This is a genomic window from Nocardia sp. NPDC019323, from assembly GCF_044389845.1.
GTDB lineage: Bacteria > Actinomycetota > Actinomycetes > Mycobacteriales > Mycobacteriaceae > Nocardia > Nocardia implantans.
Genome location: NZ_JBIRYN010000012.1, coordinates 108,323 through 123,748, shown reverse-complemented (window position 1 = coordinate 123,748; position 15,426 = coordinate 108,323). Strand labels below are relative to the sequence as shown.

The 15,426-nt window shown below is 69.4% G+C and carries 14 protein-coding genes; 9 read left to right on the top strand and 5 right to left on the bottom strand.

Annotated elements, in window-relative coordinates:
• On the bottom strand, positions 1–774 hold the full coding sequence (locus ACH49X_RS30800; RefSeq protein ID WP_397071548.1) for a crotonase/enoyl-CoA hydratase family protein: 774 nt from the start codon (positions 772–774) through the stop codon (positions 1–3).
• Between the two features lie 53 nt (positions 775–827).
• On the opposite strand from ACH49X_RS30800, the gene ACH49X_RS30795 reads away from it, so the two are divergent.
• From ACH49X_RS30795 to ACH49X_RS30780, 4 genes are all read left to right on the top strand, one after another.
• Positions 828–1,472 (top strand): TetR/AcrR family transcriptional regulator, encoded by a 645-nt coding sequence (locus tag ACH49X_RS30795; RefSeq protein WP_195078358.1) that lies wholly within the window; start codon positions 828–830, stop codon positions 1,470–1,472.
• Positions 1,459–3,078, top strand: coding sequence for an acyl-CoA dehydrogenase family protein (locus ACH49X_RS30790; protein ID WP_195078359.1), 1,620 nt, complete (start codon positions 1,459–1,461; stop codon positions 3,076–3,078). The genes ACH49X_RS30795 and ACH49X_RS30790 overlap by 14 nt, the downstream gene beginning before the upstream one ends.
• Before the next feature lie 260 nt (positions 3,079–3,338).
• Positions 3,339–4,049, top strand: a complete 711-nt coding sequence (locus ACH49X_RS30785; protein ID WP_323124148.1) for a nucleoside/nucleotide kinase family protein — start codon at positions 3,339–3,341, stop codon at positions 4,047–4,049.
• A gap of 430 nt (positions 4,050–4,479) precedes the next feature.
• Positions 4,480–5,019 carry a potassium channel family protein gene (locus ACH49X_RS30780; RefSeq protein WP_195078360.1) on the top strand — a complete coding sequence of 180 codons (540 nt, stop codon included), beginning with the start codon at positions 4,480–4,482 and terminating at the stop codon, positions 5,017–5,019.
• 9 nt (positions 5,020–5,028) lie between these two features.
• Here ACH49X_RS30780 and pgi read toward each other — a convergent pair whose 3' ends face one another.
• Positions 5,029–6,666, bottom strand: coding sequence for a glucose-6-phosphate isomerase (pgi, locus tag ACH49X_RS30775; protein WP_357208081.1), 1,638 nt, complete (start codon positions 6,664–6,666; stop codon positions 5,029–5,031).
• Between the two features lie 103 nt (positions 6,667–6,769).
• Here pgi and ACH49X_RS30770 point away from each other — a divergent pair, with 103 nt between their 5' ends.
• Positions 6,770–8,227, top strand: coding sequence for an NAD-dependent succinate-semialdehyde dehydrogenase (locus ACH49X_RS30770; protein WP_195078362.1), 1,458 nt, complete (start codon positions 6,770–6,772; stop codon positions 8,225–8,227).
• A gap of 148 nt (positions 8,228–8,375) precedes the next feature.
• Here ACH49X_RS30770 and ACH49X_RS30765 read toward each other — a convergent pair whose 3' ends face one another.
• A complete protein-coding gene (locus tag ACH49X_RS30765; protein ID WP_357208078.1) occupies positions 8,376–9,005 on the bottom strand; it encodes a hypothetical protein in 630 nt (209 codons plus the stop codon).
• Positions 9,006–9,065: 60 nt separating this feature from the next.
• Here ACH49X_RS30765 and ACH49X_RS30760 point away from each other — a divergent pair, with 60 nt between their 5' ends.
• Positions 9,066–9,617, top strand: coding sequence for a hypothetical protein (locus tag ACH49X_RS30760; RefSeq protein WP_195078364.1), 552 nt, complete (start codon positions 9,066–9,068; stop codon positions 9,615–9,617).
• Between the two features lie 108 nt (positions 9,618–9,725).
• Here ACH49X_RS30760 and ACH49X_RS30755 read toward each other — a convergent pair whose 3' ends face one another.
• Positions 9,726–10,019, bottom strand: a complete 294-nt coding sequence (locus tag ACH49X_RS30755; protein ID WP_062977356.1) for a chorismate mutase — start codon at positions 10,017–10,019, stop codon at positions 9,726–9,728.
• A 385-nt stretch (positions 10,020–10,404) separates the two neighbouring features.
• Between ACH49X_RS30755 and pcrA the strand changes: the two genes are divergently transcribed.
• From pcrA to ACH49X_RS30740, 3 genes are all read left to right on the top strand, one after another.
• A complete protein-coding gene (gene pcrA / locus ACH49X_RS30750; RefSeq protein WP_357208075.1) occupies positions 10,405–12,987 on the top strand; it encodes a DNA helicase PcrA in 2,583 nt (860 codons plus the stop codon).
• A 57-nt stretch (positions 12,988–13,044) separates the two neighbouring features.
• Positions 13,045–13,470 (top strand): hypothetical protein, encoded by a 426-nt coding sequence (locus ACH49X_RS30745; RefSeq protein WP_357208073.1) that lies wholly within the window; start codon positions 13,045–13,047, stop codon positions 13,468–13,470.
• A 356-nt stretch (positions 13,471–13,826) separates the two neighbouring features.
• Entirely contained in the window at positions 13,827–14,135 is a 309-nt protein-coding gene (locus ACH49X_RS30740; RefSeq protein WP_357208071.1) for a hypothetical protein, read from the top strand.
• A 72-nt stretch (positions 14,136–14,207) separates the two neighbouring features.
• On the opposite strand, the gene ACH49X_RS30735 is transcribed toward ACH49X_RS30740, so the two are convergent.
• Positions 14,208–15,425, bottom strand: a complete 1,218-nt coding sequence (locus tag ACH49X_RS30735; protein WP_195078368.1) for a M23 family metallopeptidase — start codon at positions 15,423–15,425, stop codon at positions 14,208–14,210.
• Position 15,426 lies beyond the last annotated feature (1 nt).

Genomic DNA, 15,426 nt, shown 5'->3' with positions numbered 1-15,426 from the left:
TCAGGCGCGAGTGCCGTGCCGGCCCGCGCCCGCGGCGAACCGCTGCGCGCCGTCCAGCGCGCCGTCGGCCAGTGCGGTCAGACCGTGACGGAATTCGTTGCGCAGCGCGGACTCTTCCGTCATCCCCTCCTGCTCGAGCAACGACATGCGATCCGAGCGCAGGCAGGTCTGCGGCAGCGCGGCCAGTTCCGCGGCCAGCGCCTCCGCGGCGCGGCGGCCTTCACCACTGGGCACCACGCGATTGACCAATCCGATCCGCAACGCCTCCTCCGCGTCGACCGCGCGTCCGGTGAGGATCAGGTCCATCGCGCGGCCCGTGCCGATGATCTGCGGAAGCCGCACGGTGCCGCCATCGATCAGCGGGACGCCCCAGCGGCGGCAGAAGACGCCGAAGGTGCTGTCCTGTTCGGCCACGCGCAGGTCGCACCACAGCGCGAGCTCGAGCCCTCCGGCCACCGCGAAGCCGGAGACCGCGGCGATCACCGGCTTGGACAGCCGCATCCTGGTCGGTCCCATCGGGCCGTCCCCGTCCTCGGCGGCGCGGTTGGAGCGCTCGGTGCCGAGTGCCTTCAGGTCGGCGCCCGCGCAGAACGTGCCGCCGTCGCCCCACAGCACCGCGACCGCGGCCTCGGGGTCGGCGTCGAACTCACGGAAGGCGTCGGCCAGCGCGGCGGCGGTCGGCCCGTCCACCGCGTTGCGTGCTTCGGGCCGGTGCAGGATCACGGTCGTCACGGGGCCGTTGCGTTCGATGAGTACCGTCACGCGCTCGAACATACGCCGTAAAAGCCCTCTTGTGTGAAGAAATGAATTCATGCTTCACTTCTTGGGTGGCCTACCGGAGAACACCCGCCGTGCAGGCCCGCCTGGACGCTCAGGCGGGGCTGATCGTGCAGGCCGCGACCAAGGTGCTCTCCCGCGGCGGCTACGCGGCGCTGTCCATGGCTGCGGTCGCGGCCGAGGCGGGCTTGGCTACCGGCACCGTCTACAAGAACTTCGACGGCAAAGCCGCCTTGGTGCGCGCGGTGTTCCGGAAAGTGGTCGCCCGCGAGGTCGCCGCCGTGGCCGCGGCGGGCGCGCGGGGAACGGCCGTCGAGCGGGTCACCGCGGCGGTGGAGACCTTCGCCGGCCGCGCTCTGAAGAACCCGAACCTGGCCTACGTGCTGCTCGCCGAGCCCGTCGACGCGGCCGTGGACAGCGAACGCCTGCGCTTCCGCCGCGCGTTCGCCGAAACGTTCGAATCGGCGGTGGCCGAAGGCATCGCGCGGGGCGAACTCCCACCGCAGGACCCGAGGATCAGCGCCGCCGCGCTGGTCGGGGCGATCGGCGAGGTGCTGGTCGGCCCGCTCGCCGACGCGCCGCACGGCGAAGCCGTCGTCCCCGAACTCACCGCTTTCGCGATCCGCGCGCTCGGCCTGCGCGACAACCCGGGTGACGCCCGGCAGGAATCAGGAGTGTCAGATGCAGACGCATGAAGTCTTCAACCAGGTGCCCGACATCGTGCCCTTCGACGTCTCGCGCAATCCGGCCCTGCTGGAGGGCCTGCACCGCGAAGGGGCGGGCTGGGCCGAAGCCGAAGTGCGGGAACTCGGCGCGCTCGCGGGCGGCGCGCAAGCGCAGGAGTGGGGCAGGCTGGCCAACGAATACCCGCCGGTGCTGCGCACCCACGACCGCTACGGCCACCGCATCGATGAGGTCGAGTTCCACCCGCACTGGCACGACCTGATGCGCGTCGCCGTCGAGCACGGCCTGCACGGCGCTCCGTGGCTGGAGGACCGGCCCGGCGCGCACGTGGCGCGCGCGGCGAAGTTCTACACCTGGGGCACCGCCGACGCGGGCCACATGTGCCCCATCTCGATGACCTACGCGGTGGTCCCCGCGCTGCGGCACAACCGGGAACTGGCGGCGAAATACGAACCGCTGCTGGGCTCGCGCGTCTACGAATTCGGGCTGCGCGAACCGTCCGCCAAGGCCGGGCTCATCGCGGGCATGTCGATGACCGAGAAGCAGGGCGGCTCGGACGTGCGCGCCAACACGACCACCGCGACGCCGCAGCCGGACGGCTCCTACCGGATCGTCGGCCACAAGTGGTTCACCTCCGCGCCGATGTCGGACATGTTCCTCACACTGGCCCAGGCGCCCGGCGGCCTGTCCTGTTTCCTGCTGCCCCGCGTGCTGCCCGACGGCGCCCGCAACCCCATCCGCATCCAGCGGCTGAAGGACAAGCTGGGCAACAAGTCCAACGCCTCCTCCGAGATCGAGTACGAGAACGCCACGGGCTGGCTGGTCGGCGCCGAGGGCGCGGGCGTCAAGACCATCATCGAGATGGTGAACATGACCAGGCTGGACTGCGTGATCGGCTCCGCGACCGGCATGCGGGCCGGCGCGGTGTACGCGGTGCACCACGCACGGCACCGGAAAGCCTTCGGCGCCGAGCTGATCGACCAGCCCGCCATGCGCAACGTGCTGGCCGATCTGGTGATCGAGTCCGACGCCGCGACCACCGTGATGATGCGGCTGGCCGGGGCCACCGATCGCGCGGGCCGCGATCCGGCCGAGGCGGCGCTGCGGCGCATCGCGCTCGCCGTGACGAAGTACTGGGTGTGCAAGCGCGCGCCCGCGCACGCGGCCGAGGCGCTGGAATGCTTCGGCGGCAACGGATACGCCGAGGAGTCCGGAATGCCGCGGCTGTACCGGGAAGCGCCGCTGATGTCCATCTGGGAGGGCTCGGGCAACGTCGCCGCGCTGGACGCGCTGCGCGCCATGGGGCGGCAGCCGGAGACGGTCGAGGCGTACTTCAACGAAGTGTCGCTCGCCAAGGGGGAGAACCCGCGCCTGGACGACGCGATCGCCCGGGTCGGCAAGGAACTGTCGGATCTCAACGACATCGAATACCGCGCACGGCGGGTCGTCGAGCTGATGGCGCTGGTGCTGCAAGGCGCGCAACTGGTCCGGCACGGACACCCCGCCGTCGCCGACGCGTTCTGCGCCACCCGGCTCGGCGACGACTGGGGCATCGCGTACGGCACCCTGCCCACCGGCGTCGACACCGGCGCGATCATCGAGCGTGCGTTCGTCTGAGTTCGAGCTACCGGGGACCGGTTCAGGTGCGGCGGTCCCCGGAGGCGAGACATCCAGGATAAAGAGACCCGGCGCCGCGCCCTCAGCGGGTGTCGAGCCAGGTGAACGTGTGGTGGAGCAGGGGGAACGTGCGCCGTAGACGCAGTGCTCCCCGGCGCCGTCGGCGCTGTGGACGGGGATCAGCATCACCAGCGCGACCCCGACCAGCTGCGACGACGATGGATCGCGGGCAGCCATGAGGCGGCGGTAGTGTGACGGCGGTGGCAGCGGAGTTCGTCGACAGACCGTTGAGCTGGCTGGTCCGGCGGGTGCTGGACCGGGCCGCGCGGGGGAGGTATCTGCTCGGCATCGCGGGGCCGCCCGGGGCGGGTAAATCCACGTTGTCGGTCGCGCTGCGGGACGCGATCAACCTCGCGGCGGGCGACGCGGTCGCCGAAATCGCACCCATGGACGGCTACCACCTGAGCAACGACGTCCTGCGGGCGACCGAAAGCCTCGCGCGCAAAGGCGAGCCGGACACCTTCGACGTCGACGGTTACGTCTCGGGGCTGCGCCGCCTGCGCGCTACCCCGGTGGGCGAGCCGGTGCCGTGGCCCACCTTCGACCGGTCCATCGATGCCCCGGTGCCCGGGGGAGTGGTGTTCGACCGGCAGTCCATCGTCCTCACCGAAGGCAACTATCTACTGCTCGACGACTTCGGCACGCGGCGGTGGTCGGTGGTCCGCCCGCTGCTGGACGAATGCTGGTATCTCGACGCCGCGCGCGAGGTGCTCGGGAAGCGCCTGCTGCACCGCCACATTCGCGGTGGCCGCACGCCCGCGCTGGCGCACGACAAAGTGCACAACAGCGACTTGCGCAACGCCGATCTCGTCGCTGCCACCAGGCAGCGCGCCGACCTCGTGCTGCGCTGGAATGCGGGAAGCCACACGGTGGCCGTCCCGCCCTCGGCCGCCGATCCGAGCAGCTCTTAGCGTGCGCACATCGTCCGAGCTGGTCGACGTCTCGTCGGCGGGCAGTCGACGCACCGCGTCGGTGCGAGCGAGCGATCCGGCACAACCGAATCCGGCGATCCGGGGTCTCGGCATGCGTTCAGCCGAAGACTCGGCGCGACAGGTTGCTGCCACTGGCCCAGCATCACAGCACTACGGGTCGCAGCGGCGACCCTGGTCCGCGCGGCGCGGTCACGTTCGGTTCCCATTCAGGTGAAGCCGTGCGTGCCCGCGCAGAGGTGCTCCGCCAATTCGGAGACCACTCAGTGCCGGTCCGTGAAGGTTCCCGACCGTGGCGCGATCCGGGCACCCGTTCGCGTGCCGGTCCCTGCCGCATCCGAGCGGGCGGGAACTTCGCATCGTCCGGCGCGTGTTGTGGCTCATGCGCTCTACCTGGCCCGATGATGGGAAAATGACGGAGAATCGCGCGGTCGGCAGGGCGTCGCGGGCACTGCACAACCTGTTCGCCGTGGTGTGCGCTCTGCTGTTCTACTACTTCCTGCCGCTGCAGGCCGTGCCGCTGGGCCGGTTGTCCGGCGTGCCGGCGTTGCTCGCGTTCGTCGTCGGCGTCGCGGGCCTGATCTGGCTGGCCCGGTGGCGGATCCGGCGGTACATCAGGGATCCGCGCGCGACCGTCGGGCGGATCAACGACGTGCTGCTCGTCGTCTGCGTCGTGGTGACGTTCTTCGCCCTCTACTACTACGTGCTCGAACTGCGCGCACCCGGCCAGTTCGAGGGTCTGCACACGCGGACCGACGCGCTCTACTACACGATGGTCACGCTGGGCACGGTCGGCTACGGTGACGTGCACGCGGTCGGAACCGCCGCCAAGGTGGCCACCATGGTGCAGGTCGCCTTCGACCTCGGCGTCATCGGCATCCTGATCGCGATATCGACCTCGCACATCATCCAGCAATTGGACCAGGCGCAGCGCGACCGTCCGACGGACTAGCGAACGAGATCAGCGGTTGGCGCGGTACCAGCGGATCAGCGAGTCGGTCGACGAGTCGTCTTGCGGTTCGGGCTCTTCCGCCGAGGTGAGCAGCGGCGCCAAAGCGAGCGCCTGCTGTTTGCCGAGCTCGACACCCCACTGGTCGAAACTGTCGATGCCCCAGATGGTGCCCTCCACGAACACCTGGTGCTCGTAGAGCGCGATCAGCTGACCGACCACCGACGGCGTGAGCCGCGGCGCGAGGATGGTGGTGGACGGACGGTTGCCCGGCATCACCTTGTGCGGCACGATCGCCGGATCGGTGCCCTCGGCGGCGATCTCCTGCGCGGTCTTGCCGAACGCGAGCACCTTGGTCTGCGCGAACAGGTTGCTCATCAGGATGTCGTGCATGCTGCCGGTGCCGTCGCTGGTCGCCAGATCGTCGGTGGGCTGCGCGAAGCCGATGAAGTCCGCCGGGATGAGGCGGGTGCCCTGATGCAGCAATTGGTAGAAGGCGTGCTGGCCGTTGGTGCCCGGTTCGCCCCAGAAGATCTCGCCGGTGGAGGTGGTGACCGGCGTGCCGTCGGCGCGGACCGACTTCCCGTTCGACTCCATCGTCAACTGCTGCAAGTAGGCGGGGAAGCGGGCCAGATCGTTCGAATACGGAAGCACCGCATGGGATTCCGCGCCGAAGAAGTTCGAGTACCAGACGCCGAGCAGGCCGAGCAGCACCGGGGCGTTCGCCTCCAGCGGCGCCTCGGCGAAGTGCCGGTCCACCGCGTGCATACCGGCGAGGAACTCCGCGAAGCGCTCCTTGCCGATGGTCGCCATCACCGAAAGGCCGATCGCCGACGCCACCGAGTAGCGTCCGCCGACCCAGTCCCAGAAACCGAACATGTTCTCGGTGTCGATCCCGAATTCCGCGACCCGCTCGGCATTGGTGGAGACCGCGACGAAGTGCTTGGCCACGGCGTCCTCGCCGAGCGCGGCGACCAGCCAGCGCCGGGCCGCGGTCGCGTTGGTGAGCGTCTCCAGGGTGGAGAAGGTCTTGGACGCGACGATGAACAGCGTGGTGGCCGGGTCCAGCCCGTCCAGCTTCGCGACCAGGTCGGCGGGATCGACGTTGGAGACGAATCGGGCGCCGATGCCGGCGTCCTCGTAGTGCCGCAGCGCTTGGTGCACCATGACCGGCCCCAGATCCGAGCCGCCGATGCCGATGTTCACCACCGTCGTGATGCGCTCGCCGGTCGCCCCCCGCCACGCGCCGGAGCGCAGCGCGTCGGTGAACTCGCCCATCCGCCGCAAGACCTCGTGCACCTCGGCGCCCGCGTCGATGCCGTCGATGATCATGGTCTCGCCTTCCGGCAGCCGCAGCGCGACGTGGCCGACCGCGCGGTCCTCCGAGGTGTTGATGTGCTCGCCGGGGAACATCGCGTCGCGCCGCTGCGGCACGCCCGCCTCGCGCGCCAATTCCACCAGCAAGTGCAGGGTTTCGCGGTTCACGCGGTGCTTGCTGTAGTCGATGTGCAGGTCCGCCACCTGGACGGTCAGCTCGCTGCCCCTGGCCGGGTCGTCGGCGAAGAACTCCCTCAGGTGTCGTCCAGCGACGGCGCCGTGGTGATCGTGCAGTTTCCGCCATGCCGCCGTCGCGGTGATGTCGCTGCTCACGTTCGCCGAGAGTACAAGCAGGCGCCGCCGCGCGCACGGCTGCGGGCGCGGAGAGTCGGCCGGACCGCCGGAACTGTTCCCCCATCGGGCATAGGCTGGCGTCATGGTGTCCGAACGTGAACTTCTCGAATCCGTACCGAAGCAGTTGTGGATCGGAGGGCGGGCCGTCGACGCCACCGGCGCGGGCACCTTCCCGGTGCACAACCCGGCGACCGGGGAGGTATTGGCGAACGTCGCGGACGCGACGCCGGAGGACGCGCTGCGCGCGCTCGACGCGGCCGTGGCGGTGCAGGACGAGTGGGCGGCCACGCCCGCGCGGGAGCGCGGGGAGATCCTGCGCGCGGTATTCGAGCAGATCACCGCCCGCGCGGAGGAGTTCGCCCTGCTGATGACCCTGGAAATGGGCAAGGCGCTGCCGGAGAGCCGCAACGAGGTGCGCTACGGCGCCGAGTTCTTCCGCTGGTTCAGCGAGGAGGCCGCCCGGGTGCACGGGCGCTATCTGCACGCCCCCTCCGGCACCGGCCGGATCATGGTGCACAAGCAGCCGGTCGGCCCGTGCCTGGCGATCACGCCGTGGAACTTCCCGCTCGCCATGGGCACGCGCAAGATCGGCCCCGCGCTGGCCGCGGGCTGCACGATGATCGTCAAGCCCGCCTCCGCGACGCCGCTGACCATGCTGCTGCTCGGCAAGCTGTGCAGCGAGGCAGGCCTGCCCGACGGCGTGCTGTCGGTGCTCACCTCCAGCCGCTCCGGCGCGGTGACGCAACCGCTGCTCGACGACTCCCGGCTGCGCAAACTCACCTTCACCGGTTCCACCGAGGTGGGCAAGAAGCTGGTGGAGAAATCCGCGAACCGGCTGCTGCGCACCTCGATGGAACTCGGCGGCAACGCGCCGTTCGTGGTGTTCGCCGACGCCGACGTCGACGCCGCGGTGCAGGGCGCGATGCTGGCGAAACTGCGCAACGGCGGCGAGGCGTGCACCGCCGCCAACCGCTTCCACGTGCACAACAGCGTGCTGGAGGAGTTCACCAGCAAACTGGTCGAGGCGATGTCGAGCAGCGTGCGGCTCGGGCCGGGCGCCGACCCGGACACCACGCTGGGCCCGCTGATCAACGAGGAGCAGCTGCGCACGGTCGGCGAGTTGGTCGACGACGCCGTCGAGAAGGGCGCGCAGGTGCTGATCGGCGGCAAGGCGCCCGACGGGCCCGGCTGGTTCTACCCGGCCACCGTGCTGCGCGACGTCCCGCCGCAAGCGCGGATCCTGCGCGAGGAGGTCTTCGGCCCGGTCGCGCCGATCGTCGGCTTCGACACCGAGGAAGAGGGGCTCGCCGCCGCCAACGACACGGAATTCGGGCTCGTCAGCTACGTCTACACGCGCGACCTCGAGCGCGCGCTACGGATCGCCGAGGGCCTGGAATCCGGCATGGTCGGCGTCAACCGCGGCGTCATCTCCGACCCCGCCGCCCCCTTCGGCGGCGTCAAGGAGTCCGGCTTCGGCCGGGAGGGCGGCACCGAGGGCATCGAGGAGTACCTGTCCACCAAGTACATCGCGCTTACGTGAGAGAGTGCCGCGGTACCGAACGCGATCGGTCGCGCACCTGAATCTGTCGGCGGCGATCGCCCACATCCCCATGCTTTCCGGGGGACGACTTCGTCGAGCTTCGACACTAGCCTCGACCTGGGGTCGGAGGAGGCGGCGAAGGGGCTGATCATGAGAAGGCGCGGGCGCCGGTGATGCCGGATTGAGCAACGGCATCGTCAGAGCCTTCTTGCGGGTCGTGGACGATCTGAAACGGCTGACCGAGAAGGGAGCCGAGGGCGTCGCGGACATGAAGACAGGCGCGGCCCGCGGTTCCCGGCACGTCATCGAGGCCCACACGCACGGCGACGCCGACGGTGACCTCGCGATCCGGCGTGCGGCAGGTGGCGATGCCGGTCCCAGGCGGGATTTGTGCCCCCCGCCGCCGGACCGAGCGTCGCTGAGCCGGGCCGGACAGCGACTCGAAGCCGACCTGAATCGACGTTTCGGCGAGAGAACACCGACCAACGAGGAATTGGGCGACTTCATAGCCAACCGTCGGCTGTCGCGGCTGGAGCAATACGCCCTCATCGACCGGAGAATCGAGGAAACGGCGGCTTCTCTCGGCCGGGACAGCGCCGAGGTACGCGAGCAGATGCGGCGTGAGCTGAAAGACGCGCTCGACGGGAAACCGCTCGCTATCCGCGTCCGCGACGACAAACTCCTGGCAATCCTCGAGGAAGGGCGGATCAGGGGCATTCGCAACCCCGCGGGCGTTCGCGCCCATGCCGAGGCCGAGTGGTTCGGCCCGCACGTCCACGACAACCCGCCCGTCTACGGCTACGTCGCCGTGGACGGAGTGCGACCGTCCCAAGACGGCATGATCGATGCGTTGTCGGAGCTGAACTACGGCGACAATCAGATCTACCTGAAGCCGGAGGCCCGGTCACGAACGACCATCACGTTCGGTGACTCGCTGGTGGAGAGGGAACTGGCGATACCCTCCCCCGTGGACAACCCTTCGGAATACTCCTATGGCGCCGGAGTGAACGGTATGGCTCCCATCGGCCGCGACTATCTCGGAGCGGACTTTCGCGCCGGCCATTTCTTCGAAGCCCAAATGTTCGATCTCACGACCGCGGACATAGATTTCATCGGGTTGCATCAGCCGCCCGGTGCGGCGTTGCGACAGGCGCTGGACGAATCGGGAATAGATTGGCGTGTTCTGACCAATCGCACGATCGCGGCCGAGGGCACCCCCGCGGAACGAGCGGCCGCGATCGAACGGACGAGTCAGGACCTCGAGTATCTTCGCCACGTTCATCCCGCCATTCGCTCGCATGCGGAACCTATCGAAGCCGAGCTGAGGGCCGACCTGCGTGTCCTGAACGATTCCACCGCAGGGCAGGCAACGGCCGCGGAACCCGGATAGCGTCGGTGGGCCGGCATGGGCGGACATGAAGCGACCGCCCCGGGGTGCAAGACACCCGGGGCGGCCTGTTCGGAAGCGACGGTCTCACGAGCGCCGCGTGCTATCGGTTCAGTGGCCGAGGCGACCGCGGCCGAGGCGAAGCAGCAGCATGGCGAGGGTGTGGCCCTCCTGGCCGAGTTCGCTGAAGCGCTCCAGCACCTTCATCTCGCGGCTGTGCACCAGGCGCGGCCCGCCCGACGCCATGCGCGTCCGGCCGATGATCCGGGAAATCTCCGTCCGGCGCTTGATCGCGGCCAGGATCTCCGCGTCGAGACGGTCGATCTCCTTGCGGAGCTTGTCGATCTCGGCCTCGGTCTGCGGCAGCGCGGATTCGGACCCGGTCGTCGTGGCAGGGGTGCTCATCATTCATCTCCTCGTGTCAGAACTTCGATCGGCGCGTGCCGACGGCTCGTTACCGATCAGTTCTTTCACCGTGAAACAGACCTGGTGGGGCCTTGTATTGTCCCCCCAAGTAGGTGTGCTCAGGTACAGGCTCCGCGATCCCGGCGTTCGGCTGGCCGCCGAATCGGATGTCTTGCGAAAGCGCTGAGCATGTCGCCAGTGTGCCACGGGCTGGGGGGTATGCAAAACGGGTACGTTTGGCAATCGCGCGAGAATCGCTGGTCGTTTCACGCACCCTTCCCACCAGGGGGAGTTCACTCGCCGTTCAGTCGGCCGGGGCCGAACCGATACCGATGTCACCCGGGGCTTCATCTCTGTCGGTGGCCGCCGGTAGCGTGGATGGACGATGGACATCACGGTGGCTCCCAAGACGCAGGCCGGTCGGGTCGTGCACCCGGATCCGACATCGAAACCGCAGCTCGCCGGCGGTAAGGCAGCGGAGGCGGCGCAGCCTGCCGCCATTCCGGAGGCGCCGCCGACGGATGCCGAGCGCGAGCGGCAGCGTGTCGAGCGGGAACAGCGGCGCGCCGAGGAGGCCGAGCGCCTGCTCGACGGCCTGAATCCGCAGCAGCGCGCGGCGGTGGTGCACACCGGTTCCCCACTGCTCATCGTGGCGGGCGCGGGCTCGGGCAAGACGGCCGTGCTCACCCGTCGCATCGCCTACCTGCTGGCCGCCCGCGGCGTCACGCCGGGCCAGGTGCTGGCCATCACGTTCACCAACAAAGCCGCCGCGGAGATGCGGGAGCGGGTGACCGGGCTGGTCGGCCCCCGGGCGAACGCCATGTGGGTCTCCACCTTCCACTCCAGTTGCGTCCGCATCCTGCGCACCCAGGCGGCGCTGCTGCCCGGCCTGAACTCCAATTTCTCCATCTACGACGCGGACGATTCCCGCCGCCTGCTCACCATGATCAGCCGCGACCTGGACATCGACGCCAAGAAGTACTCGGCGCGGCTGCTGGCGACGGCGATCTCGAATCTGAAGAACGAACTCATCGACCCGGCCCGGGCCACCGCCGACGCGGAATCGGACGACACGGAGCTGCCCGGCCTGGTGGCGCGGGTCTACACCGAGTATCAACGCAGGCTGCGCTCGGCGAACGCGCTGGACTTCGACGATCTGATCGGCGAGACGGTGGCGCTGCTGCAGAACCACCCGCAGGTCGCCGAGTACTACCGCCGCCGGTTCCGGCACGTGCTGGTGGACGAGTACCAGGACACCAACCACGCGCAATACGTGCTGGTCCGCGAGCTGGTCGGCCACCACGTGGAAGACGCGGCGCAGGACCGGGTGCCGCCGAGCGAACTGTGCGTGGTGGGCGACGCAGATCAGTCCATCTACGCCTTCCGCGGCGCGACGATCCGCAATATCGAGGAGTTCGAGCGCGACTTCCCCGACGCGGAAACCATTCTGCTGGAGCAGAACTACCGCTCCACCCAGCACATCCTCTCCGCCGCCAACGCGGTGATCTCGCGCAACGAGAACCGGCGCGACAAGAAGCTGTGGACCGATTCCGGCGAGGGCGAGCTGATCACCGGCTACGTCGCCGACAACGAGCACGACGAGGCGTCGTTCGTCGCCCGCGAGATCGACCGGCTGGTCGACCAAGGCGATGCCAATTACGGCGATGTCGCGGTGTTCTACCGCACGAACAACAACTCCCGCGCGCTGGAAGAGATCTTCATCCGGATGGGCCTGCCTTACAAGGTGGTCGGCGGCGTCCGCTTCTACGAGCGCAAAGAGGTACGCGACGTGGTCGCCTACCTTCGCGTGCTGGAGAACCCCGACGACGCGGTGAGCATGCGCCGCATCCTGAACACCCCGCGCCGCGGCATCGGCGATCGGGCCGAAGCCTGCGTGGCGGTGCATGCCGAACAGCGCGGGATCGGTTTCGCCGCCGCCTTGCGCGACGCCGCAGAAGGCAAGGTGGCGCTGCTGAACACGCGCGCGCAGCGCGCCATCGCGGGCTTCCTCGAACTGCTCGACGACATCAGGGCCGCAGGCGAACAAGCGGAATCCGACTTTCCCGATGTGGGCAACGTCGTCGAGGCGGTGCTCGAGCGCACCGGCTATCGCGCCGAGCTGGAGGCTTCCGACGACCCGCAGGACGGCGCCCGGCTGGACAACCTCAACGAGTTGGTCAGTGTCGCACGGGAATTCAGCTCCGAGGCGCGTAACAACGCGGAGGCGGCCCGGCAGGAGGGGCTGTTGCCCGAGGTGGGCGAAGGCGAGCCGGATCCGGGTTCGCTCGCCGCGTTCCTGGAGCGCGTCTCGCTGGTGGCCGACACCGACCAGATTCCGGACGAGGGCTCCGGCGTGGTCACGATGATGACCCTGCACACCGCCAAGGGGCTGGAATTCCCGGTGGTGTTCGTGACCGGCTGGGAGGACGGGCAGTTCCCGCACATGCGGGCGCTCGGCGATCCGACCGAGCTGGCCGAGGAACGCCGCCTCGCCTACGTCGGCATCACCAGGGCCAGGCAGCGGCTGTATCTGACGCGCGCGGTGGTGCGTTCCGGATGGGGCCAGCCGGTGTCGAACCCCGAATCGCGCTTTTTGCATGAGATTCCGGGTCACCTCATCGACTGGCGCCGGCTCGAGCCCGCCGGTTCACCCGGAACGCGGGGTCTGCGACGGCGCGGCGACGACGACGGATTGGAACGGGACTGGACGCGCGGCGACGGATGGTCGGAGCCGCGGCCCGGCTTGCGTGATCGCGGACCGCGCAGGCCCGCTCCCGGCGGCGCGACCCGCAACAACACCAATCTGGTTCTCGCCGTGGGCGATCGGGTCAGCGACGACAAGTACGGTCTCGGCCGGGTGATCGCCGCCGAGGGCTTCGGGCCACTGGCCACCGTGACCATCGACTTCGGCACCGCGGGCAAGATCCGGTTGATCCCGCAGTACAGCCGCACGCTGGTCAAGCTGTGAGCCGCGCGGGCCTTTGGACCCTGCCCGCATCCGCCGCGCGCCGGTAGGGTCCGCGACGTGGATACGATCGCACAGCATCTCCTGTGGTTCCTGCCCATGCTCTGGCTCGGCATGGTGCTGGCCATCTCCTTCCTGGAAGCGCCCCTGAAGTTCCGCGCCCCCGGCGTCACACTGCCGCTGGGTCTCGGCATCGGCCGCTTGGTGTTCCGCGCGCTCAACACCGTCGAAGCAGTGCTCGCGGCACTGCTGGTACTCGCGGCCCTGATCGTCGCCCCCGGCACCGCGACCTGGGTGTGGCTCGGCATCGCCGCAGTAGTGCTGGCCGTCCAAATCGTGGCGGTTCGCCCGCCACTGTCCCGCCGGTCCGATCGCGTACTGGCCGGCGAGGATCTGCCGCGCTCCCACGCGCACTACTGGTACATCGGCTTGGAGGTCGTCAAGGTCGCCGCGCTGATCGGCCTCGCGATCGCGGCAGCGCCGTAGACGTGGCTGGTTCGCACCTGCGGCCGACGTGGTCGCACACGTCGATCACCACCGCGCGAGCCGCCAGCCGCGATGGGCGGACACTCCCGCCACCGACCCCTTCGGCCTCCTGAGCCACGGCTCCGGCTACGGCGTAGTCCCGCCCTCGCCGAAGCGGCCGTAACTCGGGACGGCGGCCGACTCGGACCGGATGTGGCGGCATTGCTCACGATCGCAGTCGCACGCTGCCACGCCGAAACCGGCGACCACAGTCGAGCACTGGCCGCTCTGCGCACCGCTGAACCCACATAACTCCTGACCTGACCAGCGAACAGCCCCGCTGGGTGTCGATGTGGTGCCCCAACAAGGGGACGGTTGTGGACCAGACCGCAAAGACGTTCCTCGCCCTAGGCGACCTCGCCAATGCCGCACGTTGTTACGAGCTGGCCACCACCATCTGGGATCGCGAGACGCACGCCCGTGTGTGGGCGCTCAGCGCTGCTGAAACCGGGCTGCTGCGCTGGAAACTCGGCAAGCACACCGACGCTGTCGACATGTGGCGCACCGCCGTACCCGCTCTGCACGCCGTGAAATCCGCGCGTGCCACCACTGCCTTGGGCGAAGTTCGTCGCACGGCCCCCGAACTGTTCAAGGACACCGGCCCTACCGGCATCCCTGCCATGTGAGGCCGTTCCGTCCGCCGTATCGCGATCGGCCGTCGCTGGATGCGGGTCAGCGATGTGCGGACGGCCGCCGTTTCAGTCGCGCTGCGGCCCGAGGCTGATGCCGCGGGTGGCGAGCCAGGGCAGCGGATCGACCTTGTCGGTGCCGTTCAGCCAGACCTCGAAGTGGCAGTGCGGGCCGGTGGAGAACCCGCGGTTGCCGATGGTGGCGATCTGGTCACCGGCGAGCACCCGCTGGCCCGCCGACACCGTGGCGGTGTCGATGTGGCCGTAGATGGTGATGGTGCCGTCGTCGTGCAGCAGGCGGACCCACATGCCGAAGCCCGACGCGGGACCGGCCTCGATCACGGTGCCGTCGGCGACGGCGTAGATCGGGGTGCCGATCGGGCCCGCGATATCGATGCCGAGGTGCTGCACGCCCCAGCGGGCGCCGAAGCCGGACGTGAAAGTGCCTGCGGCGAACCTGCTGAAGAGCGGCCGCAGCTTCGACGCCTCCTGGGCGGCGAGGTCTTCGGCGTACTTCTGGCCCTTCTGCAGAATGTCGTTGAACTGATCGAGGTTGGCCGGCGCGGAAACGCTCAGCACCTGGGGGGAGTCCGGCGAGGCCGTCGGATCGGCCACGTTCATCGACTGGGCGGCGATCTCGTGGATCTGCCCCGCGGCTTCGTAGTCGACCGCCTGCGACGGCTGCTCGGGCGAGGCGAACGCGGCCTGCCCGGCCGCTACCACGGCGCCGGCGGCGACGGCCGCCACCGCGGCGCGCCCCTTCAGCGCGGCGGGCGGCGCTGCCACCCGATGCGCGCCACCGCGCTTGTTCGCCGCGCGGCGCGCCGGGATGACGGTCGGGAGAGCGGGTGCGCTCGGCTCTTCGGGCTCGGGCTCGGTGGTCTCGGTCGCCCAGGACTCCTCGGGAGCCCAGCAGCCGGTGTCGGACACCCAGGACCGCTCGTCGGGCGCCCAGGTCTCCTCTTCGGCCCACGCCTCGCCGGAGTTCCAGGCGGCGCCATCGGACCAGGCCTCTTGCTGCGTCCAATTCTGTTGCGCCCACGCGTTGTTCGTGGCCCAGGAGTTGTCCGCGGCCGCGTTCGCGTAGGCCGATTGGTCGTAGCCACCGTCGTGGACGGGCTGCTCGGCCTCGAAGCCGTATCCGGCATCGGCGGGCTGGAAGTCGTACTCGCCCTGCGGAGCCTCGTAGGAGGCGTAGCTCGCCGGGGCGAACGGCTCGTCATCAGGGCGGTAACGATGTCCCGTCCGCGAGCGATCGGTGAGAGCGAAAGTGGAGCTGTGGTTCATC